Origin of the sequence: Evansella vedderi, assembly GCF_030813435.1 — a bacterium.
Classification (GTDB): Bacteria; Bacillota; Bacilli; order Bacillales; family Salisediminibacteriaceae; genus Evansella; species Evansella vedderi.
Window position 1 is genome coordinate 94,896 of the sequence record NZ_JAUSUG010000015.1, and the last position, 25,864, is coordinate 120,759.

Annotated in this window: 29 protein-coding genes; 1 reads left to right on the forward strand and 28 read right to left on the reverse strand. The window is 36.7% G+C overall.

From position 1 onward, the window contains the following. The first annotated feature begins 118 nt into the window (after nucleotides 1-118). Nucleotides 119-376, forward strand: a complete 258-nt coding sequence (locus tag J2S74_RS17810) for a DUF2627 domain-containing protein (RefSeq protein ID WP_307328041.1) — start codon at nucleotides 119-121, stop codon at nucleotides 374-376. 19 nt (nucleotides 377-395) lie between these two features. Here the strand turns inward: J2S74_RS17810 and J2S74_RS17815 are convergent, their stop codons facing one another. The 28 genes from J2S74_RS17815 to spoIIIAA all read right to left on the reverse strand — a co-directional run bounded on the left by J2S74_RS17815 (nucleotide 396) and on the right by spoIIIAA (nucleotide 25,726). Beyond that, nucleotides 396-1,184, reverse strand: coding sequence for a hypothetical protein (locus J2S74_RS17815; protein WP_307328043.1), 789 nt, complete (start codon nucleotides 1,182-1,184; stop codon nucleotides 396-398). Further along, entirely contained in the window at nucleotides 1,169-1,828 is a 660-nt protein-coding gene (locus J2S74_RS17820; protein WP_307328045.1) for a glycosyltransferase family 2 protein, read from the reverse strand. Before J2S74_RS17820 ends, J2S74_RS17815 begins: the two co-directional genes overlap by 16 nt. Further along, entirely contained in the window at nucleotides 1,818-2,897 is a 1,080-nt protein-coding gene (gene steA, locus J2S74_RS17825; RefSeq protein WP_307328047.1) for a putative cytokinetic ring protein SteA, read from the reverse strand. The genes J2S74_RS17820 and steA overlap by 11 nt, the downstream gene beginning before the upstream one ends. 119 nt (nucleotides 2,898-3,016) lie before the next feature. Beyond that, on the reverse strand, nucleotides 3,017-3,877 hold the full coding sequence (locus J2S74_RS17830) for a cupredoxin domain-containing protein (RefSeq protein ID WP_307328052.1): 861 nt from the start codon (nucleotides 3,875-3,877) through the stop codon (nucleotides 3,017-3,019). Between the two features lie 282 nt (nucleotides 3,878-4,159). Next, nucleotides 4,160-4,948 carry a sporulation transcription factor Spo0A gene (gene spo0A / locus J2S74_RS17835; protein ID WP_307328055.1) on the reverse strand — a complete coding sequence of 263 codons (789 nt, stop codon included), beginning with the start codon at nucleotides 4,946-4,948 and terminating at the stop codon, nucleotides 4,160-4,162. Between the two features lie 438 nt (nucleotides 4,949-5,386). After that, nucleotides 5,387-6,670, reverse strand: coding sequence for a SpoIVB peptidase (gene spoIVB / locus J2S74_RS17840; RefSeq protein ID WP_307328057.1), 1,284 nt, complete (start codon nucleotides 6,668-6,670; stop codon nucleotides 5,387-5,389). A gap of 138 nt (nucleotides 6,671-6,808) precedes the next feature. Beyond that, on the reverse strand, nucleotides 6,809-8,530 hold the full coding sequence (gene recN / locus J2S74_RS17845; RefSeq protein ID WP_307328060.1) for a DNA repair protein RecN: 1,722 nt from the start codon (nucleotides 8,528-8,530) through the stop codon (nucleotides 6,809-6,811). Nucleotides 8,531-8,559: 29 nt separating this feature from the next. Further along, nucleotides 8,560-9,009, reverse strand: coding sequence for a transcriptional regulator AhrC/ArgR (gene ahrC, locus J2S74_RS17850; RefSeq protein ID WP_307328062.1), 450 nt, complete (start codon nucleotides 9,007-9,009; stop codon nucleotides 8,560-8,562). 177 nt (nucleotides 9,010-9,186) lie between these two features. After that, nucleotides 9,187-10,008: a TlyA family RNA methyltransferase gene (locus J2S74_RS17855; protein WP_307328065.1), complete on the reverse strand. Its 822-nt coding sequence runs from the start codon at nucleotides 10,006-10,008 to the stop codon at nucleotides 9,187-9,189. Nucleotides 10,009-10,012: 4 nt separating this feature from the next. After that, nucleotides 10,013-11,902, reverse strand: coding sequence for a 1-deoxy-D-xylulose-5-phosphate synthase (gene dxs, locus J2S74_RS17860; RefSeq protein WP_307328068.1), 1,890 nt, complete (start codon nucleotides 11,900-11,902; stop codon nucleotides 10,013-10,015). Nucleotides 11,903-11,911: 9 nt separating this feature from the next. Further along, entirely contained in the window at nucleotides 11,912-12,526 is a 615-nt protein-coding gene (locus J2S74_RS17865; RefSeq protein WP_307328071.1) for a CNNM metal transporter family protein, read from the reverse strand. Between the two features lie 828 nt (nucleotides 12,527-13,354). Continuing rightward, entirely contained in the window at nucleotides 13,355-14,242 is an 888-nt protein-coding gene (locus J2S74_RS17870) for a polyprenyl synthetase family protein (RefSeq protein ID WP_307328074.1), read from the reverse strand. Next, nucleotides 14,242-14,481, reverse strand: coding sequence for an exodeoxyribonuclease VII small subunit (locus tag J2S74_RS17875; protein ID WP_307328077.1), 240 nt, complete (start codon nucleotides 14,479-14,481; stop codon nucleotides 14,242-14,244). The genes J2S74_RS17870 and J2S74_RS17875 overlap by 1 nt, the downstream gene beginning before the upstream one ends. Then, nucleotides 14,478-15,851: an exodeoxyribonuclease VII large subunit gene (xseA, locus tag J2S74_RS17880; protein WP_307328080.1), complete on the reverse strand. Its 1,374-nt coding sequence runs from the start codon at nucleotides 15,849-15,851 to the stop codon at nucleotides 14,478-14,480. Before xseA ends, J2S74_RS17875 begins: the two co-directional genes overlap by 4 nt. A gap of 6 nt (nucleotides 15,852-15,857) precedes the next feature. Continuing rightward, complete coding sequence (gene folD / locus J2S74_RS17885) at nucleotides 15,858-16,715, reverse strand: bifunctional methylenetetrahydrofolate dehydrogenase/methenyltetrahydrofolate cyclohydrolase FolD (protein ID WP_307328081.1); 858 nt, start codon at nucleotides 16,713-16,715, stop codon at nucleotides 15,858-15,860. Between the two features lie 27 nt (nucleotides 16,716-16,742). Continuing rightward, nucleotides 16,743-17,135, reverse strand: coding sequence for a transcription antitermination factor NusB (gene nusB, locus J2S74_RS17890; RefSeq protein WP_307328083.1), 393 nt, complete (start codon nucleotides 17,133-17,135; stop codon nucleotides 16,743-16,745). 230 nt (nucleotides 17,136-17,365) lie between these two features. Next, nucleotides 17,366-17,773 (reverse strand): Asp23/Gls24 family envelope stress response protein, encoded by a 408-nt coding sequence (locus J2S74_RS17895; protein WP_307328085.1) that lies wholly within the window; start codon nucleotides 17,771-17,773, stop codon nucleotides 17,366-17,368. A 21-nt stretch (nucleotides 17,774-17,794) separates the two neighbouring features. Next, entirely contained in the window at nucleotides 17,795-19,156 is a 1,362-nt protein-coding gene (accC, locus tag J2S74_RS17900; RefSeq protein ID WP_307328087.1) for an acetyl-CoA carboxylase biotin carboxylase subunit, read from the reverse strand. Between the two features lie 11 nt (nucleotides 19,157-19,167). After that, nucleotides 19,168-19,665, reverse strand: coding sequence for an acetyl-CoA carboxylase biotin carboxyl carrier protein (accB, locus tag J2S74_RS17905; protein ID WP_307328090.1), 498 nt, complete (start codon nucleotides 19,663-19,665; stop codon nucleotides 19,168-19,170). Nucleotides 19,666-19,981: 316 nt separating this feature from the next. Next, on the reverse strand, nucleotides 19,982-20,299 hold the full coding sequence (locus J2S74_RS17910) for a hypothetical protein (RefSeq protein ID WP_307328093.1): 318 nt from the start codon (nucleotides 20,297-20,299) through the stop codon (nucleotides 19,982-19,984). A gap of 243 nt (nucleotides 20,300-20,542) precedes the next feature. Further along, nucleotides 20,543-21,142, reverse strand: a complete 600-nt coding sequence (locus tag J2S74_RS17915) for a SpoIIIAH-like family protein (RefSeq protein ID WP_307328095.1) — start codon at nucleotides 21,140-21,142, stop codon at nucleotides 20,543-20,545. After that, complete coding sequence (gene spoIIIAG / locus J2S74_RS17920; protein ID WP_307328098.1) at nucleotides 21,143-21,793, reverse strand: stage III sporulation protein AG; 651 nt, start codon at nucleotides 21,791-21,793, stop codon at nucleotides 21,143-21,145. 1 nt (nucleotide 21,794) lies between these two features. Then, entirely contained in the window at nucleotides 21,795-22,427 is a 633-nt protein-coding gene (spoIIIAF, locus tag J2S74_RS17925; protein WP_307328100.1) for a stage III sporulation protein AF, read from the reverse strand. A gap of 29 nt (nucleotides 22,428-22,456) precedes the next feature. Next, nucleotides 22,457-23,635, reverse strand: coding sequence for a stage III sporulation protein AE (gene spoIIIAE, locus J2S74_RS17930; protein ID WP_370876031.1), 1,179 nt, complete (start codon nucleotides 23,633-23,635; stop codon nucleotides 22,457-22,459). Between the two features lie 13 nt (nucleotides 23,636-23,648). Continuing rightward, nucleotides 23,649-24,041: a stage III sporulation protein AD gene (gene spoIIIAD, locus J2S74_RS17935; protein ID WP_307328201.1), complete on the reverse strand. Its 393-nt coding sequence runs from the start codon at nucleotides 24,039-24,041 to the stop codon at nucleotides 23,649-23,651. A gap of 15 nt (nucleotides 24,042-24,056) precedes the next feature. Continuing rightward, nucleotides 24,057-24,263 carry a stage III sporulation protein AC gene (gene spoIIIAC / locus J2S74_RS17940; RefSeq protein ID WP_307328103.1) on the reverse strand — a complete coding sequence of 69 codons (207 nt, stop codon included), beginning with the start codon at nucleotides 24,261-24,263 and terminating at the stop codon, nucleotides 24,057-24,059. A 21-nt stretch (nucleotides 24,264-24,284) separates the two neighbouring features. Further along, a complete protein-coding gene (spoIIIAB, locus tag J2S74_RS17945) occupies nucleotides 24,285-24,797 on the reverse strand; it encodes a stage III sporulation protein SpoIIIAB (RefSeq protein WP_307328107.1) in 513 nt (170 codons plus the stop codon). Next, nucleotides 24,794-25,726, reverse strand: coding sequence for a stage III sporulation protein AA (gene spoIIIAA, locus J2S74_RS17950; protein WP_307328110.1), 933 nt, complete (start codon nucleotides 25,724-25,726; stop codon nucleotides 24,794-24,796). Before spoIIIAA ends, spoIIIAB begins: the two co-directional genes overlap by 4 nt. Between the last annotated feature and the right edge of the window lie 138 nt (nucleotides 25,727-25,864).

Below are 25,864 nucleotides of genomic sequence, written 5' to 3' on the forward strand. Positions count from 1 at the left end.
CTATACATTAAAACTAATGGAATGTCTTTCTTCCATTTGCCCATCTGACGTTCTTCCTATAAAATAAATATGAAGCTTGTTATTATTTTTCATTTATTTTGAAGAGGGGATTAGGTTAATGACTTTCCAACGTTTTTTAGCATTATGTATACTGCTTATTCCTGTTTTTTTGGCCGGTTATGGAATTAAGTTAATGAGGGATACATTATTTCAACGACTAATATGGCCTTATGAATGGCTATGGCTGCAGTTCTTTGTAGGTATCTTTGCTCTTGTTGTAGGAGTATGGTTTATTGGTGGTTTCATTTTACATCGCGACCGAAAAAATAATAGAGTTGCACCAAAGTTTAAAAAACCAGAAGAGGGTAATTCATAACAATCGAATTACCCTTTTTTTATTCTATCCGTCCTAACTTATCTATTTGTCTTAATCCAGGCGTGTTTTCTACCCACTTTTGAATAGATACTTTTTCGGCTATCCAAGTAATGCAAAGGGAAAACAGTAAAAGAAAAGTGATAAGGTGACCCATATTTGTTTGTACAGCAGTCACTGCACCCAAAGCCCCAATAAGAGTAGCCCCATTGTCTCCAAGCATAGCCAACATCCTCGACTCATAGAAGGCCCACATAATCAGTATAAGAATGTAACCTCCAAATACCCATAAATTCCATTGTAAAAATAACAAAGGGACAGTAATAATGATTAAAGCTACCTTCCATACTCTAAGTGGTTTAGTATCCAGTAAGTTCATTGTATGCGGTAAAAATATCAACAGCAAGAAGGAGATCCATAACGGTGCCCCCAGCTCCCTAGGAAACATGATATAAAATAAACTTACCAAAACTGTCCCCACAGCCTTTAAAAATCCTGTTGATATCTCGTACTTTTGTACAAATAATTTAAGATGACCTCTAATCCCCTTTGGATAAGGCTTACCGTAACGGTCATCTATAAAACCTAACAACCAAATAGTAACTAGATAGAAAAGGGCCACTATATGAGAAACGATGTTTTGCAATATAATATAATCCATTAAAATCAATAGTATAAAGATAGTTCCAAGACTGTATGGGACTGACTTTCCCTTATAATTAATTACTTGCCAACGGAATTTGTTAAATAAGAAAGTTATTACGTAAAAGAGAGCTCCAGTAAGGATAAGTATCACTATGAAAAATTCCATAACGTGATCTCCATTTCTAACCATTGTTTTGCCCTATGTCTAAATCCTCTCAAGTCTTTCCTTGTCGTTCGATGGGACATATTTGTGTTTATCTCACGTAGTTTTGCCCCATGCTTAAGGAAAGTAAGATTTAAATACATCTCTAACCCAAATCCTTTTCCTTGATGAGATAAAATTATTGGAATCCAATTACGATGAAAAGCTCTTTGACCTGATAAGGGAGCCGTCAAAAAAACTCCAGTTTCTCTATAAACAACATTTCTCGCTCGTTTTTTAACTAATCCAAATCCCCGTTGCTTAAATTGCGGTAATACAGCAATAGTCATGTCAATATGATCCTCAATTAATGGGGTTAGTAGCTTCTTAGCCTCTGATGCTGTTTCACCAATATCCCCATCTAAAAGTATGATCCACTCCCCTGTTGCTCTTTGAATACCAGTAAATACTGCCGCCATTTTTCCCTTATTCTTTTCATGTTTAAATACTTTCTGTGTATACCGTAATGCAATTTCCTCTGTTCCATCTTCACTGCCATCGTCCACAACAATGACTTCATTTACCCATGGTTGATTTATTAGTGACTTTAATGTATTTTCAATTTTATTTGATTCATTAAAGGCTGGTATAATTATGTCAGCTTTCATCTACGCGATACTCCTCTGTCAAAGAATTTTCCAACATGTATTCTCTTACCATCTGGAGATTATTAGGAATGGATAACCAATGGTTTACCGCCTTTAAATCTGAGATCCTTTCCCCCGCATACATTCTTGTAAGTAATGTTGATCCCATACCTTCTCGTGCTTTTTCTACCAGTTCAACAACTGAGTTTCTACATCCTAATGTAAAAATGTGCTCACTTTCAGACACATAAGCTAGCATTATAGCTAGATCTTCACTTAATCCTGGGAAAGGAATGGCTTCACATGGTATGGAAAGTTGTTTTAACCGCTCTTGACCAGGACTAGTTCCATTCATATAAGAATGGGCTATATAGCGGCACGAATACTTAAATACCTCCTTTGGAATGGAATCCATGTCACCTATAATATAATCCGGTTTAATGTTATAGTGATAAAGTAAAGCAGAAGCACCATCTACTGCTATAATAGAACAAGGTTTTTGCTTAATATAGGAGCGAACGATTTGAAGATCTTCTTCTACTCCAGGTCCCCTTGCCACAACAAATGTACATTGGTCTTCTAGATCAGTTAATTTAGGAAGGGCTTCTACTGCTTTAATAAATGTATCTAGTTCCATATTGGCAAAATGAAAACTGTTTGTTACAAATTTTCTATACAGGTTATTAAATTGAAAATTGCCTTCCATCGATTTTTCTTGTACATGTTGAACAGTATAGGGGAATATATTACCAAGCACTTCCCATTTATTATGTATCTCAAAATATGCTTTACTATTAGCAATTCGAATAAGGGTTGGTTCTGATAACGGATACCTCATAGTTGAAACAAGATCATAAACTGGAATACCATGGTCGATTAAATGTGAAACCCCTGTCCTTGGTAACTTCCCAGTCATAGAAGCACGAGTGTTGATTACCCCTTTTACATTTTTTCTGACCATATCTTCAGCAGCAACAATATCGATATCTTCATGTTCAATAATAATAATTGAATGAGGAGGAATGTCATGAAGTAATTGCTTGGTGATCCTGCCATAATAAGCTCTTCCTTCCAACTCAATGCTTTCCATATTGATCCCCCCATTCTTGTACTAATTATAGTATGAACCAATTCATTCAAAAGAATGAGGGAAAATTGTACAACCAAAAAAGACCATATCAGACTATAATCCCCCCTTTTGTATAACAACTAATATACAGTTACTGAACCACTAAACATGTTCATTGTACAGGCAAAGTTATAGATTCCGGGTTCCAATTCACCAAGCTCAATAAAGTTTTCCTCTCCAGAAGTTATTTTTACACGGAAGTCTAAATCATTTGAATAAATATATATAGCACAGCTAATTAAATTATCAATCGCTTTAAAGTTTAGTACTACTGACTCACCTGTAGGTATGGATATATTATTAGGTTCATACGAAAACATTTGTACATTAATCACCGCTTGTAGAGAATCTCCATTGTACGTAGTAAGTGGAACTTCGAAATCATTTGGGGCATCCGATTCTGATAAAACATAGTCAGTACTAAACACGGAGAAAGCAATAAATAAAACAATTATGATTAAAAATGAAGGGTTTAAAAGAAAGGGTTTTTTTAGCTCCACCTTGCTTTTTTTCACCCTTGCTGTTATTTCCTCATCAATAACTTTAACTAAGACGATCATTACAATAACAAAGATCGCTAAAATAAAAACGACCATCATATTTACCTTAGAAGGAAGGAGCATTACACCCAGCATAGCTCCCATCATCCCCCCCATAATACCTGCACCAAGTCCATCTAATGCAGCCATTAGGGATATTGGCTTGCCGGTAATATATCCAACAATCATTCCAAATACTACCCCTATAATTGTAGGTGTACTTAAATCAACCTTATATATAACCCCTACAATTGTTCCAATTGATACACTTGACATCATTGCGTTAGTCATTGCAATCATCATTCCACCCATACATGTAAGACGCTTCCGATGATGATAAGTGTAATAAGTTACGAATAATGTTGTGGCAACAATTAAAATAATACTCACAGCTATTAACATGGTCTCACCTCCATTCTAATTACCCTTAAAATTTCTGGTTATGGCATTTTATTTATACTTAAATTATAAATGTACCAATATTTCAGACAATGAATAAGTTGTGAATAATCAACGTTTTGATAAACTATTTCACTAATTAGTCAATGATTCTTTACAATTTCTTCATAAAGAGAGGGATAAAAAAAAGATACTCGATAAATCCTAAAATTTATCGAGTATACTTTCTTTTTCATTTATTTTATTGGCCACTAAATCCATTACTATAGAATGGTAAAACGAATCTTAGCTAACTTTATGTTCGATTCGTAATTTATCCGCTACCATAGCAATAAATTCAGAATTCGTTGGTTTTGCTTTTGACACACTTACTGTATAGCCGAACATTTTGGAAATAGATTCTATATTCCCACGACTCCATGCTACTTCGATTGCATGACGAATTGCACGTTCTACACGACTTGCTGTTGTGTTATACTTCTTAGCAATGTCAGGATAAAGTACTTTTGTTATGGAACCTAATAACTCAATGTCATTATATACCATTGTAATTGCTTCTCTTAAATACATGTATCCTTTAATATGTGCAGGTACACCAATTTCATGGATAATACTCGTAATACTTGCATCTAAGTTCATTGGTTTATTTTCTCTTTTAACTTGAGGTGATGAATGCTGCGGTTTAATATAAACAGATGAATTCCCACTAATGTCACGAATTTTGTTCATCAATGTATCCATATCGAATGGTTTAAGAACATAATAAGAAGCCCCTAACTCCACCGCTTTTTTTGTAACATCTTCCTGCCCAAATGCCGTAAGCATAATAATATTAGGACGCCTTGTTAATTGACGGGCATTTAATTTTTCTAATACTGCTAACCCATCTAAATGAGGCATTATAATATCTAGAATTAGAACGTCTGGTTCCTTTTCTTCAATAAGCTCTATGCATTCTTGACCATTAAAAGCTTTTCCGACGACATCCATGTCATCTTGAGAATTGATATAATCCTCTAATAGCATAACTAGTTCACGATTATCATCTGCAATACATACTCTAACATTTTCCACTGTTGTTCCTCCCAATCATTTTTAATGTCTCATAACAGGTATTCGACAAGGTGAAGTGTATTCCTTTTTATTTTTTGATTTTTTCTTAAAAAACTTATATTTTCTCTTGTTTCTTTAGTTTTGCTCTCGATTTCGACCCTATTCGATCATTAACAACACACCCAAATTCCATTTGTCGAAAAATCTTTATTTCAATCTTACCATAGATTTATTTCTAATTATATAAAAAATTATTTTAATAAGGATTTACTACAAAATACAAATCCTGTGTTATCATTCGCTGCAACCCTCTCGCTTTCCGCGGGGATCTGACAAGCCTACTTGGTCCTTCGTCCCTACGGTGTCTCGTCTTGATTATTTAGGCGTAATTGGTCCGCCTGTAGTGTGTTCAATCTATTTATATTCGTACAAAAAACCATAAAAAAAGAAAGACGAGTATTAACTCGCCTTTGCTTCCTGTTCTTCGTCGCTATATATCTCAATTCCAGCTTCCTGTAACATCCATTCAATATGGCATCCATATCCACTTGTTGGATCGTTTACAAATACATGGGTTACTGCACCAATAATACGATCATTTTGTATTATTGGGCTACCACTCATCCCTTGAACAATTCCACCAGTGGCTTCAATTAATTCAGGGTCAGTTACTTTGATTACCATTCCTTTTGTAGCAGGAAATTTTTGTTCTGTACTGCTAACTATCTCTATATCAAAACGCTTGACTTCATCACCGCTTACTACAGTTAATATTTCAGCAGGTCCTTCTTCCACTTGATGGGAAAGACCGATTTCCATTGGTTTATTTATTTGTCCATTTGATAATTCGTCGTTTAGTGTTCCAAATATACCGAATGAACTATTTTTTTGTATATCGCCTAATACTTTGCGGTCACTTGAGAATCTTGCAAGCTTTTCACCTGGCTCACCTGTTAACCCCTTTTCAATGGAGGTTACTTTTGAACTTACAATTTCACCTTCATTTACTTCGATGGGCTGTCGTGTATCCATATCAGAAATAACGTGCCCTAATGCTCCATATTTCTTCGACTTTGGTTCATAAAATGTCAGTGTCCCCACACCTGCTGCTGAATCCCGAATATATAAGCCTAAACGAAAGGTTTCGTCCCCTTTACCTTTTACTGGTTGTAGATCTTTCGTAAACAATTCACCGTTTCGTTTAATCTCGACTTTAATCGGTTTATTTTTCTCTCCGTATTCTTGTACAATAGGGTTTATATCATTCATTGCTTCGATCTTTACCCCATTCATCTTTGTAATAGTATCTCCAACTTCAATGCCGGCTTTTTCACCAGGTGATACAGTCCCTTCTTTTGTATCCACTAAATGGTGCCCTACAACAAGAACCCCGTCTGTCTGAACACGTACTCCAATGGATTGACCTCCAGGTATTATTTTCAATTCTGGAAGTACAGAAACCTTCATCGATTTTAACGGGAATCCTCCAATGCCAAATTGTACTACACTTTCACTCGCTTTTTCCCCAATTAATTTTGAGCTTCCATTTTCACTCGTTATGGCAATTGCATCATCCTTTGCCATTGCAGGCATTGATAATGGTACATTATATTCTTGTCCCTCAAATAGAACAAGATGACCTGGTACTTGCATATATTGTTGGAGCGGAGGATAAAATGCAGCGGAGAACAGTAACACAAGGAGAATAGTACCTAAGCATTTTTTTATTATATTTTTTCTCAAACCCATTCACTCTCCTCGTTTCTAACCTACACCTCCACCATGGCTGTACTACTAATTTTGCCTTGTCGTGGACGATTTATAACCATGTACAAAGAAAAAAGCTAACCTAAAATGGTTAGCTTTTCATTGTGTAAGAAATTATTGCTTCATTTTCCTTGCTTGGTCAAGTAGCTCCTGTGCATGTTTTCTTGTTAAATCGGTAATTTCAACCCCTGAAATCATACGGCTAATTTCTTCCATTTGTTCCTCTTTATTGAGAGCCCTAACTGAAGTAGCAACTCTCTCTCCATCATTTACTTTTGAAATAAATAAATGGGTGTCTGCCATAGCTGCAACTTGTGGTAAATGAGTAATACAAAGTACTTGAGATTTAGCTGATATTTGGTTTATTTTTTCAGCAATAGCTTGAGCTACCCGTCCACTGACCCCTGTATCCACTTCATCAAAAATGAGGGAGGTTACTCCTTCGTGGGAGGTTAAAATGGTTTTTAACGCTAAAATCATCCGGGATATTTCTCCGCCTGAAGCAACTTTTGCCAATGGCTTTAAAGGTTCACCTTTATTAGTGGATACCATAAAGGATATAGAATGAAGACCTTTTCTTGAAATGGGAATTCTTTTTTTTACATTTAAAAGCTCTTCCACAGAAAAATGTTGTCCCTCAAACTCCACTTTAAATTCAGTATCCTTCATATACAAATTCTCTAATTCCTTTTGTATAGCCTTCTCGAGACGAATAGCTTCTCTTTTCCTTACTTCAGTTAAATGATTTCCTTCCACTAATAAATCTTCTGCAACTTCTCCCAGCTCATTAATCCATTGTTGCAACCGTTCATCACGGTTTTTTAAGGTATCTAATTCATCCTCAATTTTGGAAGCATATTCTAAAATATCGTTTACAGTATCTCCGTATTTTCTTCTCAGCTGATTTATTTCACTCATTCTCGCTTCAATTTCATTGATACGTTCAGGATCAAATTCAATTTTTTCATAGTAATCCCTTAAGGAAAAGGCTGCCTCTTCTAATAAATAATAGCAATTTGAAATATTTTCGTGATGTGATCGAAGGCTTTCATCCATACTAGCTGCTTCTTCTATTTGATTCATGGCATGCATAATCCACTCAAGACCTTTTCCATCTCCGTAAAGTGCTTCATATGTGCCATGTACTGTTTTATATAAGTCTTCACTATAATCTAAACGTTTTTTCTCTTCGAATAACTGCTGATCTTCCTCTGGTTGAAGCTTAGCCTTTTCAATTTCTTCATACTGATATTGTATTAAATCTAAGCGCTGCATCATTTCATGTTCGTTTTCTGATATTTGCTTTAACATTTCTCTTTTTTTATTAAAAATATCGTATAATTGCTCGTATTCAGATTTTACCCGTGTAATCGCTTTTTCTGCAAATCGATCTAAAAGCAGTTGATGCTTGTCCCCCTGAAGCAAATGTTGATGTTCATGCTGACCATGGATATCCACTAAAAGCTGACCTACTTGCCTTAATACAGCTAATGTAACCAATTTCCCGTTTATACGGCATATACTTTTACCTTGTAGAGTTATTTCACGTTTTAGTAAAACAGTATCCTCTTCGGAAATTTCGATTTCAATATCTCTAAATAAATTATTAATTTCTTCAGTAGATTCTATTGAGAAAAGCCCTTCAATTTCTGCCCGTTTACTTCCATGCCGGACAAACTCAACCGATCCCCTTCCGCCAATGAGTTGTCCTATGGCATCAATGATAATGGATTTACCTGCACCAGTTTCACCTGTTAATACAGTTAAGCCTTTTTCAAAGGAAATTGTGGTATGATCAATAATTGCAAAATTACGGATTGAGAGCTCCATTAACAATTGCCATCACATCCTTTTACTAAAAAATACTATAACATTTCAAGGAAGCGCTCACTGATTTCTTCTGTATTATGTTGTTCACGACAAATAATTAAAATGGTATCATCACCACAGATGGTACCCATGATTTCATTCCAATCTAAATTATCAATCAATGCCCCAACAGCATTCGCATTCCCTGGGAGCGTTTTCATCACGATTAAATTATTCGATTGGTCAATGGAAACAAAGCTGTCCATTAAGGCTCTTTTTAATTTTTGTAATGGGTTAAATCGTTGATCAGCAGGTAAGCTATATTTATAGCGTCCATCCATCATTGGTACCTTTACTAAGTGAAGTTCTTTAATATCACGACTAACAGTAGCTTGAGTGACATTAAATCCACTATTACGGAGCTGGTCAACTAAATCATCTTGTGTTTCCACCTCTTGACTTGTAATTATTTCTCGAATTTTTATGTGACGTTGTCCTTTATTCATTGATAATTCCTCCGTTTGTTCATCTATTAAAACAGCACTTATTAGCAAAACAGCCTATATAAAAAATTGTTCTTCTACCTCGTATCATATACGATTTCTTATATTTATACAATTATTGTACAAAAAAAGACGTATACTTTTGTCGAACTGCGGGGAAAGAAAAAAGGACACAGGATGTTACTCTGTGTCCTTTTCCATATGGGCTTCTTGTACAATTAACGGAATACTGTTCTTTAGTGGAACGTTTTCTTCAACATTTTCTTTTAATACTAAATGGAGTAAAAATTCGATATTCCCTTCACCACCTCTAATGGGAGAAGGAACGAGTCCTTTAATTGTATAACCACAGTTCTCAGAAAAGGTAATAATCGTATTTAGTACCTTTTCGTGAATCTTTGGATCCCTAACTATCCCTTTTTTTCCAACTTCTTCTCGTCCTGCTTCAAATTGAGGCTTCACCAAAGCTGAAACATGGCCGCCTTGTTTTAATATTCCTTTTAAAACAGGCAAGATGAGCTTTAGGGAAATAAAAGAGACATCGATAGTAGCAAAATCCGGTATTCCCTTTTGAAACTTGTCTGGAGTAACATGACGGAAATTTGTCCTTTCCATCACAACTACTCGTTCATCCTGTCGAAGTTTCCATGCTAATTGGTTATAACCTACATCAAGAGCATATACCAGACTTGCCCCTTCTTGAAGGGCGCAATCTGTAAATCCACCCGTTGAAGCCCCTATATCTAATACAATTCTATCTTTTAGGTTTAGTTGAAAAGCTTCAATTGCTCGAGCTAGCTTTAGTCCTCCGCGACTAACATATGGAATAACCTGACCTTTTACTTCTAAATTACTTTCCCTTTTTACTTTCATGCCAGGTTTATCTATTCGATCCCCATCAGCATATACTAAGCCTGCCATTATCGTACGTTTAGCTTTTTCTCTAGTTTCCACTAGACCTTTTTCCACTAACAGCACATCTATACGTTCTTTTTTTTCCATTGTATTACGCTCGTTGTCTCTTTCTTGGTAAAATTTGATCCATACGTTGAATGACATGCTGTGAAGTTAAACCAATTTCCTCAAGGAGTTTTGTTACACTTCCGTGTTCAATAAAACGATCTGGTATCCCCATTCTTTCCACTACCATTGAGTGAAATTGATTCTCATGAAAGTACTCAAGAACAGCACTTCCGAACCCACCTTGTAAAGCGGATTCCTCTAATGTCAAAATGGGTTTGTTTTGTAAAGCCAGCTGTGTGAGCATTTCTTCATCAAGTGGTTTTATAGACCTTGCATTCACTACTTCCACACGTACACCATCTTTTTCTAAAACTTCCGCAGCTTCCATTGCTACAGGGATCATCGTTCCAAAGGTAAGGATTGTTGCATCATTCCCATTCTTTAATACTTCCCATTTACCTAATGGCAATTGCTTTAATGTATCGTCCATTTTTATGCCATATCCATTCCCTCTTGGATAACGTACAGCAATTGGACCATCATCATAATTTACAGCAGTATAAATCATATGCTGAAGCTCATTTTCATCTTTTGGCATTAGGATTTTCATATTAGGTACATGTCTCAAGTAAGAGATGTCAAAAACTCCTTGGTGTGTTTCCCCGTCTGCACCTACAAGTCCAGAACGATCAATGGCAAAAAACACATTTAAATTTTGACGGCACACATCGTGTACTACTTGATCATATCCACGTTGTAAAAATGTAGAGTACACTGCAAAGACAGGCTTTAAACCTTGTGTCGCAAGTCCGGCTGCCATTGTTGTGGCATGCTGTTCTGCAATACCTACATCAAACATGCGATCGGGAAATTCCTTAGCAAACAAATCTAATTTTGTTCCACCAGGCATAGCTGCGGTTAGGGCAACTACTCGCTTATCGTCACGAGCAATTTTCTTTAATGTTTCAGCAAAAATACCGCTGTAGCTAGGAGGACCTGGTTTCTTAACCACTTCACCAGATTCCATTTTATATGGACCTAATCCATGCCATGTTCCTTTTGCATCATTTTCAGCAGGGGCATACCCCTTCCCCTTTTTAGTAATGACATGTATTAAAACAGGGCCTTTTGTTTTCTTAGCATATTTCATATTAGTTGTTAAATCATCTAAGTCATGACCATCCACCGGTCCTAAATAGGTAAAACCCATTTCTTCAAAGAACATTCCTGATACAAGCAAGTATTTAAGACTATCTTTAACTCTTTCTGCCGTTGATGCTAGTCGTCCCCCAAATGCTGGAATACGTTTAATCAGCATTTCCAACTCTTCCTTGGCCTTTTGATACTTTCCTGCAGTTCGTAGTCTTCCAAGTACATTGTGAAGAGCCCCAACATTTGGAGCAATGGACATTTCATTATCATTTAAAACAACAATAAGATCCTTTTGCTCATGACCTATGTGATTAAGCGCTTCCAAGGCCATACCTCCGGTCAAAGCACCATCTCCGATTATTGCAACAATATTTTCATCTGTTCCTTTAATATCTCTTGCAACAGCCATTCCCATTGCAGCAGAAAGAGACGTAGAGCTATGCCCCGTTTCCCATACATCATGTTCACTTTCAGAACGTTTAGGGAATCCACATAAACCCTTATATTGCCTTAACTGATCAAATTGATCGGCACGTCCTGTTAAGATTTTATGGACATAGGCTTGATGTCCAACGTCCCAAAGAAATTTATCCTTTGGACTCTCAAATAATTGGTGAAGAACTAAAGTCAGTTCCACTACACCTAAATTTGGTCCTAAGTGACCGCCAGTAACTGATAACTTTTCAATTAAGAAATGTCGGATTTCCTCTCCGAGGTCCTCCAGTTCTTTTTTTGAGCATTTCTTAAGAAATGTTGGGTCTTTAATGCGGTTTAAATCCAAGAAAAACCCTCACTTTCTTTTAGATTTCTTTTTTTCTTTCTTTTTACGTTTATTACCATTGAAAATGTTTATTTTCAATTTTACCTCTAAAAAGTAAAATAATCTACCCACTTGGAAAATGATTTGAGTCGAATATTGGATTGCTAGCGTTTTTCCAACGGATTTGCCCCCAACAGTAAGTGCTGCAACAATACTTGTAAACAAGACAGAAATAATGAATTGAACGCTACTTCCTTCCTCGTAACCTAACTGCATGGAGAGACGAATAACAACATAAGCTGATGCTGTTCCACTAATTACCCCTGCAATATCCCCTATGACATCATTACAAAAATTGGCAAAGCGGTCTGCATTCCTTGTAATTTGAACTGCTTGTTTCGCACCATACAATCTTTCTGCTGCCATAGCGTGAAAGGGTTTCTCATTGGCAGCAGTCGCTGCAACCCCTATTGTATCAAATAATACCCCTATGAGGACAATTAAAAGTACAATAAACATACCTATTCCCCAAGATACGCCACTGAGGATAGACGTGGAAACAATAGCAAAAAGAGCCGCTAACACCAATGTGATAACGGCTACTATCAAACTCCATTGAAATGATTTCTTAAGAGACTCTTTCATTTAGCATCAACGTTCCAATCATTTTTCATAGTATGTATCCGAGTGGTCATTTAAAGAGTAAAAACTGCGTCTTAGGTCCAGTAGGTTTTCCCAGTTAAGTACCTTAGCGTCGCCGCTATGGCGGTTTCCCTTTAAACCTAACTTGACGTTGTCGCCAGACGTCAGACTGGATTACCACTTAGCACGCACTATAATCCCCTTTAAATGTCCGATGTGGAACAGCCTAGGAGTTTTCCTCAACAGTTCTTTACCATTTTCTATCCTCTTTTGCAGAGCAGATTTCATATGAATGAGTGCAATTGTATACTACCTAGCATTCATAATCCCCTCATACTCCACTCAAGGCAGGCTACGCTGCTCACGAGTTCCCTAACTCGCAATGCAGGTTCATACCTTGCGCCATAGCTTCTGCGGGAACAGTTGCCACAACGAAAGGCCTCCGCGGTTGCAGGGTCAACGCCCACATGCCTTTGTGGATCGCCCTACAGCCTTTACTCCCAGTTAAGACCCAAAGCTGGGCGCTTCAAGCCAAAACTAGGAACTTCATCGATGTGCCCTTTAGCGGATTTTTAGGCCCGCTTTCGAAAATGGAGAACTGACTAGAATACAGCACCACTCGGTATAACGATATTATAACATGAAAGGATTTCTTGAGACAACGAACAAGCTTTTCATCATAATCCAGAAATTAGAAAAAGCTGTTTTCTAAAAGAATTTGTTTTTCGTTATATATAATGTGGCTTGGAAAAGCTACAGGCAGACGCTTTCTGCTTCTCCAAGTTTTTCAAAAAAACTAAAAAGTTTACGAAAACTGCCTTAAAAAACCTGTTACTTTGAACGATTTCCTATATAATCAGTTATTTCTACTAACAATGTATGATCCATACTTGTTTTATATAAGTATTTTTTTGCCTCCCGAAGATGAAAGGAAAGCTTTTCCTTTGCACCTTCTATCCCCAGCAGTTTCGGGTATGTATTTTTGTCATTCCCTACATCGCTGCCAACCGGTTTACCGATAACTGATTCATCCCCTTCCACATCTAAAATGTCATCCTTTATTTGAAAGGCTAGTCCTAGATGTAACGCAAAGTTTCGCAGGGCTTCTCTCTCATCCTCTGAAACTTCTGCTATTATTGCCCCTGCTTCAACAGATACTGCTAGTAATTCACCTGTTTTACGCCGATGGATTTCTTGAAGCTGATCTGCATTTAATTCTCTTCCTTCTCCTTGCATATCTGCCACTTGTCCTCCAACCATTCCTGCAGGTCCAGCAGCTTGAGTTATTCTTTCAATAAGTTTTACCTTTATTTCACTGGAGATCTTAAGAGAAGTAAGCAGCTGGAAACTATAGGTTAACAGCCCGTCCCCAGCTAATATTGCCATAGCATCACCAAAAACCTTGTGGTTTGTGGGTTTTCCCCTCCTTAAATCATCGTCATCCATAGCAGGCAAATCATCATGAATTAAGGAATAGGTATGAATCATTTCTATGGCACAAGCTGCTTCATATCCTATAGTTAACGGTTTTCCATAACCATATAATGTCGCTAATAACAGAATAGGTCTCACACGTTTTCCACCTGCATTTAGAGAATAAACCATGGATTCCCTTAATACATTAGGGGCATCTTCACCAATATGATCAATAAAGGTCGGTAGTAGTGAATCCAATTGTTGTTTTTCTTGTTCTAAAAACTGATCAAAAGTTAAGCCCATTATTCCCCTTGCTCCTCTACATCAAAAGGTGTTATTTCCCCATCCTCTGATAGTACTTCAGTCATTTGCTTATCTACTTTTTGAAGCTTGTCATGACAAAATTTTGAGAGTTTCATACCGTCATGGAACATATTAATAGCTTCCTCTAGAGGAACATCTCCTTCTTCTAGTTTACTAACAACCTCTTCCAATCTTTCCATGGCTTGTTCAAAGGTTAGTTCAGACAGGTCCTTGCTCATTTTCTTCCCTCCGATTTCACAGTAGGTAATTTTTCTTTTATCGTTTCCTCTACAAGGCATTTTAACTTTCCGTCTTGTAGTCTAATAGTAAGGTCACTATCCCGTTTCACTCCATCAACTGATTTTATCAACTGATTGTTTTCATCATAAACGAGGCTATAACCTCTTTCCATTATTTTTAATGGACTTAGTACACTTAACTTGGAAAGCAACATGGAATATTTCATTTCCTTCTCTTGAATTGCTTGTTTCATAGTTTTACGAAACAAATTATCTAAATGAACTAATTTACTCTTCTCTTCTTTCCATTTAAGTTCAGGATGAACTCTCTGAATTCTAGAATGAAGCTCTTCTAGTTTATCTTGTTTCTTACTAAATTGACGATCAACTGCTTTACGCATGGACTCAACAAGTCGATCAAGATCTTGTTCCTTTTGTTCTATAAGATGTCTTGGATACCTAAAAGCATAGGACTTTGTAAAAAAACTTAAACGTTCCTTTTGGAGGGATCGTTTTCTGTCCATAGCACGGACCAATCGATCTTTTCGGTTTTGAATAACATTTGCCAATTCTAACATATCCGGAACAGCCATTTCTGCAGCAGCAGTAGGGGTAGGGGCCCTTAAATCTGCTACAAAATCACTGATGGTAATGTCAGTCTCATGTCCAACAGCAGAGATAATGGGTACGTTCGATTCATAAATCGCTTCCGCTACAATTTGTTCATTAAACGCCCACAATTCTTCTAGAGATCCTCCACCCCTGCCCACAATCATTACATCAAACCGATTAGCTTCATTTGCTTGGTTTATTGCCTTTGCTATTGATACAGGTGCATTTGGTCCTTGTACTAATACTGGTAAAAGAGTTACCTTCACCAGCGGGAAGCGTCGTTTGATAGTAATGATAATATCCTTTACTGCTGCACCTGTAGGTGACGTAACTACGGCTATTTCCTTTGGCATAGATGGAATTGTCTTTTTCTTTTCATTTGAAAAAAAGCCTGCCATTTCTAGCTTCTTTTTTAAATTTTCATAGGCTAAGTAAAGATTGCCAATACCATCTGGCTGCATCTCTTTAACATAAAGCTGATATTGTCCATGTGGCTCGTAGACAGAGATATCTCCTCGAACTAATACACTCATCCCATTTTCTGGAGTAAACTTTAAAAATCGGTTATTCCCTGCAAACATTACAGAATTAATTCTAGATTTATCATCCTTTAATGTAAAATACATATGCCCACGGGAATGGTGATTAAAGTTGGATATTTCAGCCCTCATCCATACGTTCTGGAGTGTTTCATCACCATCTATGATTCGTTTAATTCTTCTTGTAACTTCACTAACGGACATAAAGTCACGACTCATTTTCCTTTACTCCTGTCCTATGTGACGTTTTGCAGAAATAATTGTATTGTGGAGAAGCATGGTTATCGTCATTGGACCAACACCACCAGGTACTGGTGTAATGTACGATGCAACCTCTTTTGCATTTTCAAAAACCACATCTCCCACTAGCTTACCATCATTATTTCTATTTACACCAACATCAATAACAACAGCACCCTCTTTAATATATTCTTGATCAAGAAAGTGCGCTTTACCTACTGCAACGACAAGAATATCCGCTTGTCTCGTAATATCTCTCATGTTTTTCGTTCTTGAATGACAATAAGTAACTGTTGCATTTTCATTTAACAGCAATTGGCCAACAGGCTTCCCGACAATATTACTTCTACCAACTACAACTACATGCTTTCCTTCCATATCAATGTCTTTAGACTTTATCATTTCTACAATACCATATGGAGTACATGGTAAAAATGCTTCTTGGCCAGTCATCATACGTCCAATATTTATTGGGTGAAAACCATCCACATCCTTCTCCGGAGAAATTGCCTCAATAACAGCCTTTTCAGATATGTGATTAGGTAATGGAAGCTGAACTAATATACCATGAATATGGTCAGCCTTATTTAATACTTCAATTTTGTTCAACAGCTCCTGTTCACTGATCGTTACTGGGAGCTCGTCCAATTCAGAATGAATACCGATTTCTTTACATGATTTTTGTTTCGATCTTACATAAGATTGGGATGCTGGGTCTTCTCCTACCAAAATTACTGCTAGGCCTGGTGTTATCCCTTTCCCTTTCAGTTCTACTACTTCCCCTTTCATTTGTTCCCTTTTTTCCTTTGCAAGCTCCTTACCAGAGATTACAATTGCCGACATACGAACTCCCCCTTTATCTTCCTATATTTATTTCAGCATACCTGCCAATTTTGATAATACTCCATTTACAAATTTCCCTGACTCTACGTCTCCTGTAAAGCCTTTTGCTATATCGATTGCTTCGTTAATACTGACATTTACAGGAATATCATCTACCCACTTCATTTCATAAGCAGCCATTCGTAAAATAGCACGATCAACCCGTGAAACTCTGGAAAGTGACCAATTTGTTAGTGCAGATTGTAGTAATTGATCTATTTCTTCCAAATGTTCAACGGTACCATTGACTAATGACAATAAAAAGCTGTCCTTTTCTTCTCCATCTAATACTGTTTCTATGGCTTCATTGGGGCATACTTCTGTCATCTCTACTTGATATAGTGATTGGACTGCCTTTATTCTAGCGACTCTCCGATTCATAAAAACGACTCCTTTACATCAAAGCATATTACGATCTCATCAAGTAATGAGTATAATTATTTTTGACTTTTCCATTATTCTCTTATGTATTGTTCCCTTCCAAATAAGATAATAGCACAACTTTTCTTTATTATACAGGTGCACTAAAGAAAAAGGGAATTGTTGTACTAATAATGCTAAAGGAGTCTCAAAGGGGCATAGATAAACCCTCTGAGACTCCTCCTTTAAACTTACTGTTCTTTCTTATCTTGTTCTGGTTTTGATGATTCAAGCTGTACCCCAACTACATGAACATTGACTTCCTTTAACTCAATAGCCGTCATATTTAATAATGTTTGATAAATGTTATCTTGAATTTTTTTCCCTACCTCAGGTATAGAAACCCCGTAGTTAATTAGTACAAATGTATCAACAGTGATCCCCTCATCTGTTAACTCCACCTTAACACCTTTTCCATGATTATGTTTTCTCCCTAATCGTTCGGCAACGCCCGAAGCAAAGTTCCCACGCATCGTCGCTACCCCTTCCACTTCACTTGCTGCAAGGCCTGCGATCACCTCAATAACTTCAGGAGAAATCTCGACTTTACCTAATTCATCCTTATCCTCAGACATATGAATTAATTGGTTTTCCTTCATATTGCCCCTCCTTTTAGAAGACTACTCTTCTGTTGCTGGTTTCAAAGAGTATTGTTCCAAAAATTTCGTGTTAAAGTCACCACCGACAAATACCTCATGGTTAAATAATCTTAAATGAAACGGAATTGTAGTATCTACCCCTTCAATGACAAACTCACTTAGTGCTCGTTTCATTTTAGCAATAGCTTCTTCCCGTGTCTCCCCATGGGTAATCAACTTGGCAATCATGGAATCATAATACGGTGGTATCACATAACCTGGAAAAGCCGCGCTATCCACACGAACTCCGTAACCACCTGGTGGTAAATACATGGTAATTTTCCCAGGGGATGGCATGAAATTTTTATCAGGATTTTCTGCGTTAATACGGCATTCAATTGACCAGCCATTAAACGTTACTTCATCTTGAGTATAAGAAAGCTTTTTCCCGGAAGCAACTAAAATTTGCTCCTTTATTAAATCAATTCCAGTTACCATTTCAGTAACAGGATGTTCAACCTGAATACGGGTATTCATTTCCATAAAATAAAAATTTCCGTTGCGATGGTCATAAATAAATTCTATGGTACCAGCACCAACATAATCAACAGCTTGTGCTGCTCTCACTGCTGCTTCTCCCATTTCTTGTCTCTTTTCTTTTGTTAAGGCAGGAGAGGGTGTTTCCTCTACAAGCTTTTGAAGTCTTCGCTGAATGGTACAATCCCTTTCTCCTAAGTGAATAACATTACCATGCGTGTCACCTACTACTTGTATTTCTACATGGCGAAAATCTTCAATGTATTTTTCTAAATATACACCAGGATTACCAAAATTCGCTTTTGCTTCTTTTTGAGTTACTGATATACCTTTCCGTAATTCAGTTTCATCCCTTGCTACACGTATTCCTTTTCCTCCGCCACCTGCTGTTGCCTTAATAATAACAGGGTAGCCGATTTCCTCAGCAATTTTAACTCCATCTTCAACGCTGTCAATAATACCTTCCGATCCAGGTACAACAGGAACACCTGCATTTTTCATAGTTGTTCTTGCAACGTCTTTAGTACCCATTTGATTAATGGCAGAAGGAGAAGGACCAATGAATGTAATATTACATTCTGCACAAATTTCTGCAAAGGCTGCATTTTCAGCCAAGAATCCATACCCTGGGTGGATTGCATCCACTTCTGTCAATGTAGCAACACTCATTATATTAGTGAAGTTTAAATAACTTTGAGAAGAAGGTGTTGGACCAATACAATAAGCTTCATCCGCAAGTCTCACGTGCAGGGAGTCGCTGTCGGCTTCCGAGAAAACAGCAACTGTTTCAATATTTAGTTCTTTACATGCTCGAATAATTCGAACAGCAATTTCTCCTCTATTTGCAATCAGCACTTTTTTAATCATAATTCCAACCCCTACTCCGGTTTAACTAGGAATAATTCTTGTCCATATTCAACTAATTGTCCATTTTCAACTAATACTTCCACTATTTCACCATTTACCTCAGCCTCAATTTCATTCATTAACTTCATTGCCTCTACGATACAGACAACAGTATCCCCTTTAATTTTATCCCCTGCCTTAACATAAGGTGGTGATTCAGGTGATGGGGCAGCGTAAAAGGTCCCTACCATTGGCGAAGTAATTTTGTGATAGTTTGTGATCGTTTCCGTTTTAACTTCCGTTTGTTGTGCAACAGGCTTGTCCTCTATTTTTGGTGGAGCAGGCTCTGTAACTACAGTTTGGACTGGTGCAGGTGTATGTACTTCCCTTACTGCTTCCGTTGAAACATTTTCTCCTTTTAAATGTTTTTTCATCGTAATTTTTGATCCATTTTGCTCAAACTTAAACTCTTCGATAGTTGAGTCATCAATTAACTTAATAAGCTCTCTTATTTCTTGGATTTTCAACATGTCCCTTCACTCCTTGTATGTAACATTTTCATTACCGTTTTAATAAAACATTATGATTCCTCTAAAAGTATAACATTTTCTGCCTTGTCTTAGGAGCAAGTCCTAAAAAATATGCTACCTCATATTACGTAAAATGGGAACCTTTTTTTTAAATCTAATGACTTTTAACTACCTTTGTTATACCACATAAGAAAAACCTTTTCCATTTTTCATATATATGGAAAAGGCCTTTCTTCTTTATTAATAATATGCTTATATACAATATGTATTCCTTTATTAATATAGTAAAGAAAGAATGAAACTTGCTTTCATTTTACTATTCATTTTTATATTCTCTAAATACGGGGATCTCCGATAAATTATCCGGAATTTTCCCTTTCTCCAGGAGAATTATTTTTACAATATTTTTATTTCTTGCCATATGATACTTATCTCCGTACTCATTTTCTTGAGTAAACCTTTTTAAACTTTGATAATCCTCTTCTTGAATAGAAATAGGCTCTGCATCTCCAGCATCCTCTTCCGTTTGTTGGAATCCCACCTCAAATTCTACAATTTGAATCTTGTCATTTTTTATATTTCTTGTTTGTTCTAATACCGCCTTCGCACCTTCGGTTAAGTCAGACCATTCCATGAATCATCTCTCCCTTGTGAATCTATCTGTATCCCGTAATTTTCTATATTAAAGGATAACTATTCCAATTGGGTATTATACCATCTATTCTTGAGAAAATCATGTTTTATTTCCTACAACATCATCATGCCCATTGTATATAAAGATTAATCAAGGAAAAGAGAGGTTCCCTCAAATGGCATGTTTTTATCCTTTTGAGGGAACCTCTAACTTATAGAACGTCTTCTCTACATGTACATAAGATCATTTATTACTTGATTGATACCCTACACGTATTTCAACATTTGTTCCAATGTGCTCATGGGCCATATCCATAATTTCTATTACTTCTTCATTCGTTAACTCATCTGCTTTAACATATATTCTCACAAAATTATCTTCTGCAATTACCAAGGCATCCTCATATCCTTCTGCCTTAAGTAGTGTTTCTACCATCTCTTCATTTTGCTGCATTGTATTAAGATTTTCAATTCGGTCCATCGCCGCCACTTGTGCCTCTGCACTAGCTTCTGTTGAACCAAAAACTGTCATTAAGTCTTCACGTAAACGACCACGAGAATCTGTTCGTTGCAAACGTATTTGATTAAAGATTTCATTTACACTAAGGTCAGAAAAGAAAGAGGCATCTCCTAACACTTCTTCCACTTCTTCAAGCTCAATCAAAGTCATATCCCCATCTTCTAATTCCATATCCAGATCCAATTCACCATCTTGTTCTTCCTCTTCCCCAGGTACAAAAGCTTGATGATCTTGAATACGATCCATGGAGATATAATACACAGACAAGACAATAATTAAACTAAGCATTGTTAATAACCAAACAGTTTGACGTTTTAGTACCATTTACGATTCCTCCTCTGATTTCTTTGGTAATACGGATACCCGGTGTGTTGGTACATCCAACACTCTGCTAACGGCTTCTATTACCCAATTTTTCACTTGAATATTTTCCACACCGTTTGCAACAACCAAAACACCTCTAATATCTGGCTTCTCTATTCTTTCAATAAGTGGTTCTTCTTTATCACCACTTCGGGTAATAACTACTTGTTCCTCTTTTGTTGTATCATGTACCTCACGTGTTCCCCCTTCTCGATCTGTTTCTTCTGTAAATTGTTCTTTAGTGCTTGTATTACTTTTAAAAACAGTTCTTTCAGATTCTGCTAGGTTTACCATTACGGTAACATCAGAAATTCCTACTACAGATTCTAGTGCCCTTTCAAGGCGTGTTTCATAGAATGCTTCATAGTCAGACATCGTATTTAATTCTGCAGGTTCTTCATTAGACATAAATACCTCAGATATTTCTTCTTCCTGCTCGTTCATTACAGGAACTGTAGATGGTTCATTATTAGACTGCATAAATGTTCCAATCATCATGAACATAACTCCAAGAATTAACAGTACAAATAAGTATTTCACATTTATTTTTTTTCCTGAAGTATTTAAGTTAATGGATCGAAACAAATTAGAATCATTTTTATTTTCGCCCATATTACTCCTCCCCTCCTTTCATTTGTACGTGTATTTTGCTTTCAGGAATTTCCCAAAGGGCTGCTAAAAATGTAATTATTTCACCTGACCCATTTACTCCTTGTTCTTCTTCACCCTGTTTCTCTTTCATGATTTCTACTGGATCAATTTGAACAACTTTTACGTCACTTACCTTACCTATGTCTTCCATGGGCTGTAAGAGCACATACACGTCTGAAAGGTTGTCTAAATAATCGTCCTCTTCTGGAAATGATTCGTATTCGAGATATACGTCTAACGGCACCACCTCAAAACGTTCTTGTAATTCATCAGAAGCTTTATTTTTTAATTGGACAGCCACTTGTTCAGAAATATATGCAAGATTGTCCAATTCTATATCCATTTTCTTTGAATCTATAGAAGAAGTATTTTCAAGATCTTCGTTATTCGTCCAAGAAGTAATCTCGGAAAGCCATTCTTCTGAATCTGTTTGAAATATGGAAAGAAGCGGCTGAAGCATTACCATGAGCAGCATAAGTCCAACAACTAACTTTACATACCTTTGCATTTTGGAATTCGGAAGAAGTAATTCTAAAATGGTTGCAAATAAAATTAATAGGATAATATTTGTGATCCATGCTGTAATCATGCTCATGGTGTTTTAGCCTCCTTTCTTTAACCGCTCTACCTCATCATTAAAGATAAGTTTCCGGATATTACAATGATAGTAATGGAAAGAAAAAACATTAAAGACACGGCTGCCAATGCACCGAAAACAAACAACATTGATTTTCCAATGATGGATAAGCATTGTATGATTGGTCCACCACCAAGGGGTTGTAGAATAGCCGATGTAAAGGTATAAATTACAGCTATTGCCAAAACCTTCAATGCAGGGAATATACAAATTAATAAAAGAATAACGAGTCCTACAACTCCTACTGTATTTTTTAACAAAACAGAAGCACCCATTACTGTATCTGCTGCATCCGTAAACATTCTCCCTACAACGGGGACAAAGTTTCCTGTTACAAACTTCGCAGTTCTTATGGCAATTCCATCTGCTACAGCTGCAGTTGCTCCTTGTACAGATAAGACACCTAAAAATACAGTAAGGAATACTCCTAAGCTTCCTACAGCTATATTACGAATAAAATCAGCTAGTTTCGTAACTTTATAATGTTCAGTCATTGTGCTAACAATAGAAAGGAGAGTCGACAAAAAAATCAAAGGAAGAACAATATATTGAACAAAAATTCCACTCGTATGTACGAGAAACATAATAATTGGATGGAACAACGCCACCGAAGTGACACTTCCTGATGAAGCCATCAATACAAGTAGTAATGGAACAAGAGACACCATAAAATTACTCATTACTTCTATTGTCGATTGAGCAAAATCCATGGCAACCCTAAAGCTATTAAGAGCAATGATTAAAAGGACCATATACGTAATGGCATAGGCTACCTTACTTATAGTGTGTTTCTCGAAAGCTTGTTGTAATTGCGCCAGTATCATACTAAATACCGCAAGCAAAACAAGGGTACCTAACAGCACACCGTTTGCAAAAATTTCATGGAATAGAAAACGAATGAAACCATTAATCCACTCCCCAATGGAAAACTGCTTGTCTCCTCTTACAAAATCCATAAAACTACCACGCTGGCTTTCTGGGAGGTAACCTTCGTATTCTTTAATTACGCTTTCCCAAAATTCACCAATTTCATCTATTCCAAGGCGTTCTAATTGTCTTTCCATTAATTCTTCTTGTTCTGGGATTGTTTGTTCTTCCCCAGAAACTACTATTGGAAGGAGAAAAAACGAAATCAGAAAAATCAAAAGGACCGATGTTCTTTTCACGTTATTCTCCCTCCTAAGAATTCGGTATTAATCCAATAATTGTTTCAATAATGACAGAAATGATCGGGATTGCCATAACCATAATTAACACTTTTCCTGCTAATTCGATTTTTGATGCCATTGCCCCTTGTCCTGCATCCTTCGCTATTTGTGCACCAAACTCTGCTATATATGCTATTCCTACTATTTTTAACACTGTTTGAACATAGATAAGATTGATATTGGCTTGTAGTGCTAACTCCTCTAGCATCTGGATAATTGTAGAAATTTGATCTATTAAAAATAAAAAGATAATAACTCCTACAAACACAGTTAACAGAAAAGCAAAGACTGGTTTATGCTCTTTTACTACTAATGCCAAAAATGTGGCAATCATACCTAGTCCGACTATTTGGATGATTTCAATAGGTCCTCACCCCCACTAGCCTTGAAAAAGAAATACACTACGGATCTTCTGGAATAAATCATCAACTACAGTTGCTACCATATAAAGAACAACAACAAAAGCTATTAATGTTACCCAATTGGCTATTTCTTCCTTCCCCATAGCTTTTAGTACAGTATGGATCATTGCAACTACTATTCCTACACCAGCTATTTGAAAAATTAAACTTACGTCGTAACCCAAGGTTTATTCCCCCCTGCTTGTTCAGAGCATAATCAAAACGATTAACACACCACCAAGGAAACCGAGACTCTTATACATAGATTCAAATTTCTTTTGAGACTCCATGGCTTGTTTTTCTTCTTGATCAAAATAAGAAATAGCAAGTCTTATTTGCTTCCTTTGATTCTCTAAGTCTTGCTCTCCCAACGTCTGTCCAAATTGATTTAATATATTAATTTCTGAAGCTTCAAGATCTGTTGTCTTTTTCCACTTCTCTAAGGTATTGCACCAAATATCCCTTGCTGTTCTTTCCTCTTCCTTTAATTTTTTCGATACTTCGTGAAAAAATTGACTTAACGGTGAAGATAATTGATTTGCAACCTTCTCACATGCATATGGTAACGGAGTCATCCCAAAGACCATTTCTGTTTCAAGGGCTTCAAATGCAATTTTTAAATATCTTATTTGCTTTGTCCGACGAGCAAGTCGTGTTGCAAACTCCCATCCAAAAACTGTAGTAGTCAAAATAATTAATAATGCTCCTACTAGTTTCATGTTCTAATCACACCCGATACTCTCTTCTTTAAATCAAGCTTTTTCACGATTCCCCTTTTCGAGTGAACATTTAACTCAATTGCCCGTTGAAAAAATCCCAGCTCTATTAAACTAGCAATGGTAGGTCGAGCTTTGACATCTTCAAGACAGTCACCATGTACAGATGCAAAAATGGTTACTCCTGCATGAACTGCTTCCATGATTGCATCTCCATCTTCTTTTCGACCTATTTCATCAACAACTAATACTTCTGGACTCATGGACCGGATCATCATCATTAAACCTTCCGCTTTTGGACATGAGTCTAAAATATCTACCTTCACACCAAAATCATGCTGCGGAATACCTTTTACGGAGCCTGCAATTTCTGATCGTTCATCAATAATCCCTACATTTTTTGCTTCAACCTTTAGGGAACCTACTCCCTTGCTAATTTCCCTTGCAATATCACGGAGTAAGGTCGTTTTCCCTGATTTCGGTGGACCGATAATTAATGTATGACACCAATTCCCCCTTTGCTGTAATTGAGTTAGATAGCTTTTTGCAACACCATATTTTTGACGAGCAACTCGGATATTAAAAGAACTTATATCTCGAATTCCCTTTACTTCCCCCTTTTCCATGACCACTCTTCCTGCTAATCCTACTCGGTGACCACCCGAAATGGTTATATAACCCCGTTTTAATTCCTCTTCTAATCGATAGACAGAATGCTGACTTAACAGACTGAGCATAAGAGCAGAATCCGATTCTATAAAAATAAAAGGAGTCGCAGAATTAGGGACAACAAATGTTGCCGTATGTGTACGGACTTCTACTGGACGATTAACACGGAGACGAATTTCCTCTATTTCATTTATCGTTTTTTCTGGTAATTTTAAGATAATTTTTCTAATCTTTTCTGGGAGTACTTGAAAGACTTCTTTCATTACCACTCCTCCTTCGAGAATCTTAGGACAGGTTGTGTCTATTCAGAATATATGAATGCGTGTCCTATTTATGACAAAGTGAAAAGGAAATAACAAAAAAAATAAACCTCAAATAAGTTGAGGTTGTTCACAAATAGC

What these genes read in the sequence shown, in the direction of transcription:
- spoIIIAB (WP_307328107.1), bottom strand. Translation starts at nt 24,797, where the DNA reads ATGAAACTAGTAGGAGCATTATTAATTATTTTGACTACTACAGTTTTT.
- J2S74_RS17810 (WP_307328041.1), top strand. Translation starts at nt 119, where the DNA reads ATGACTTTCCAACGTTTTTTAGCATTATGTATACTGCTTATTCCTGTT.
- accC (WP_307328087.1), bottom strand. Translation starts at nt 19,156, where the DNA reads ATGATTAAAAAAGTGCTGATTGCAAATAGAGGAGAAATTGCTGTTCGA.
- J2S74_RS17870 (WP_307328074.1), bottom strand. Translation starts at nt 14,242, where the DNA reads ATGGGCTTAACTTTTGATCAGTTTTTAGAACAAGAAAAACAACAATTG.
- J2S74_RS17910 (WP_307328093.1), bottom strand. Translation starts at nt 20,299, where the DNA reads ATGGAATGGTCTGACTTAACCGAAGGTGCGAAGGCGGTATTAGAACAA.
- ahrC (WP_307328062.1), bottom strand. Translation starts at nt 9,009, where the DNA reads ATGAATAAAGGACAACGTCACATAAAAATTCGAGAAATAATTACAAGT.
- spoIIIAF (WP_307328100.1), bottom strand. Translation starts at nt 22,427, where the DNA reads ATGAGCATGATTACAGCATGGATCACAAATATTATCCTATTAATTTTA.
- steA (WP_307328047.1), bottom strand. Translation starts at nt 2,897, where the DNA reads ATGGAAAGCATTGAGTTGGAAGGAAGAGCTTATTATGGCAGGATCACC.
- J2S74_RS17820 (WP_307328045.1), bottom strand. Translation starts at nt 1,828, where the DNA reads ATGAAAGCTGACATAATTATACCAGCCTTTAATGAATCAAATAAAATT.
- spoIIIAA (WP_307328110.1), bottom strand. Translation starts at nt 25,726, where the DNA reads ATGAAAGAAGTCTTTCAAGTACTCCCAGAAAAGATTAGAAAAATTATC.
- folD (WP_307328081.1), bottom strand. Translation starts at nt 16,715, where the DNA reads ATGTCGGCAATTGTAATCTCTGGTAAGGAGCTTGCAAAGGAAAAAAGG.
- J2S74_RS17915 (WP_307328095.1), bottom strand. Translation starts at nt 21,142, where the DNA reads ATGGTACTAAAACGTCAAACTGTTTGGTTATTAACAATGCTTAGTTTA.
- spoIIIAG (WP_307328098.1), bottom strand. Translation starts at nt 21,793, where the DNA reads ATGGGCGAAAATAAAAATGATTCTAATTTGTTTCGATCCATTAACTTA.
- xseA (WP_307328080.1), bottom strand. Translation starts at nt 15,851, where the DNA reads ATGAGTCGTGACTTTATGTCCGTTAGTGAAGTTACAAGAAGAATTAAA.
- nusB (WP_307328083.1), bottom strand. Translation starts at nt 17,135, where the DNA reads ATGAATCGGAGAGTCGCTAGAATAAAGGCAGTCCAATCACTATATCAA.
- accB (WP_307328090.1), bottom strand. Translation starts at nt 19,665, where the DNA reads ATGTTGAAAATCCAAGAAATAAGAGAGCTTATTAAGTTAATTGATGAC.
- J2S74_RS17855 (WP_307328065.1), bottom strand. Translation starts at nt 10,008, where the DNA reads ATGGAAAAAAAAGAACGTATAGATGTGCTGTTAGTGGAAAAAGGTCTA.
- J2S74_RS17830 (WP_307328052.1), bottom strand. Translation starts at nt 3,877, where the DNA reads ATGTTAATAGCTGTGAGTATTATTTTAATTGTTGCCACAACATTATTC.
- J2S74_RS17815 (WP_307328043.1), bottom strand. Translation starts at nt 1,184, where the DNA reads ATGGAATTTTTCATAGTGATACTTATCCTTACTGGAGCTCTCTTTTAC.
- J2S74_RS17875 (WP_307328077.1), bottom strand. Translation starts at nt 14,481, where the DNA reads ATGAGCAAGGACCTGTCTGAACTAACCTTTGAACAAGCCATGGAAAGA.
- J2S74_RS17865 (WP_307328071.1), bottom strand. Translation starts at nt 12,526, where the DNA reads ATGAAAGAGTCTCTTAAGAAATCATTTCAATGGAGTTTGATAGTAGCC.
- J2S74_RS17895 (WP_307328085.1), bottom strand. Translation starts at nt 17,773, where the DNA reads ATGAAGGAAAACCAATTAATTCATATGTCTGAGGATAAGGATGAATTA.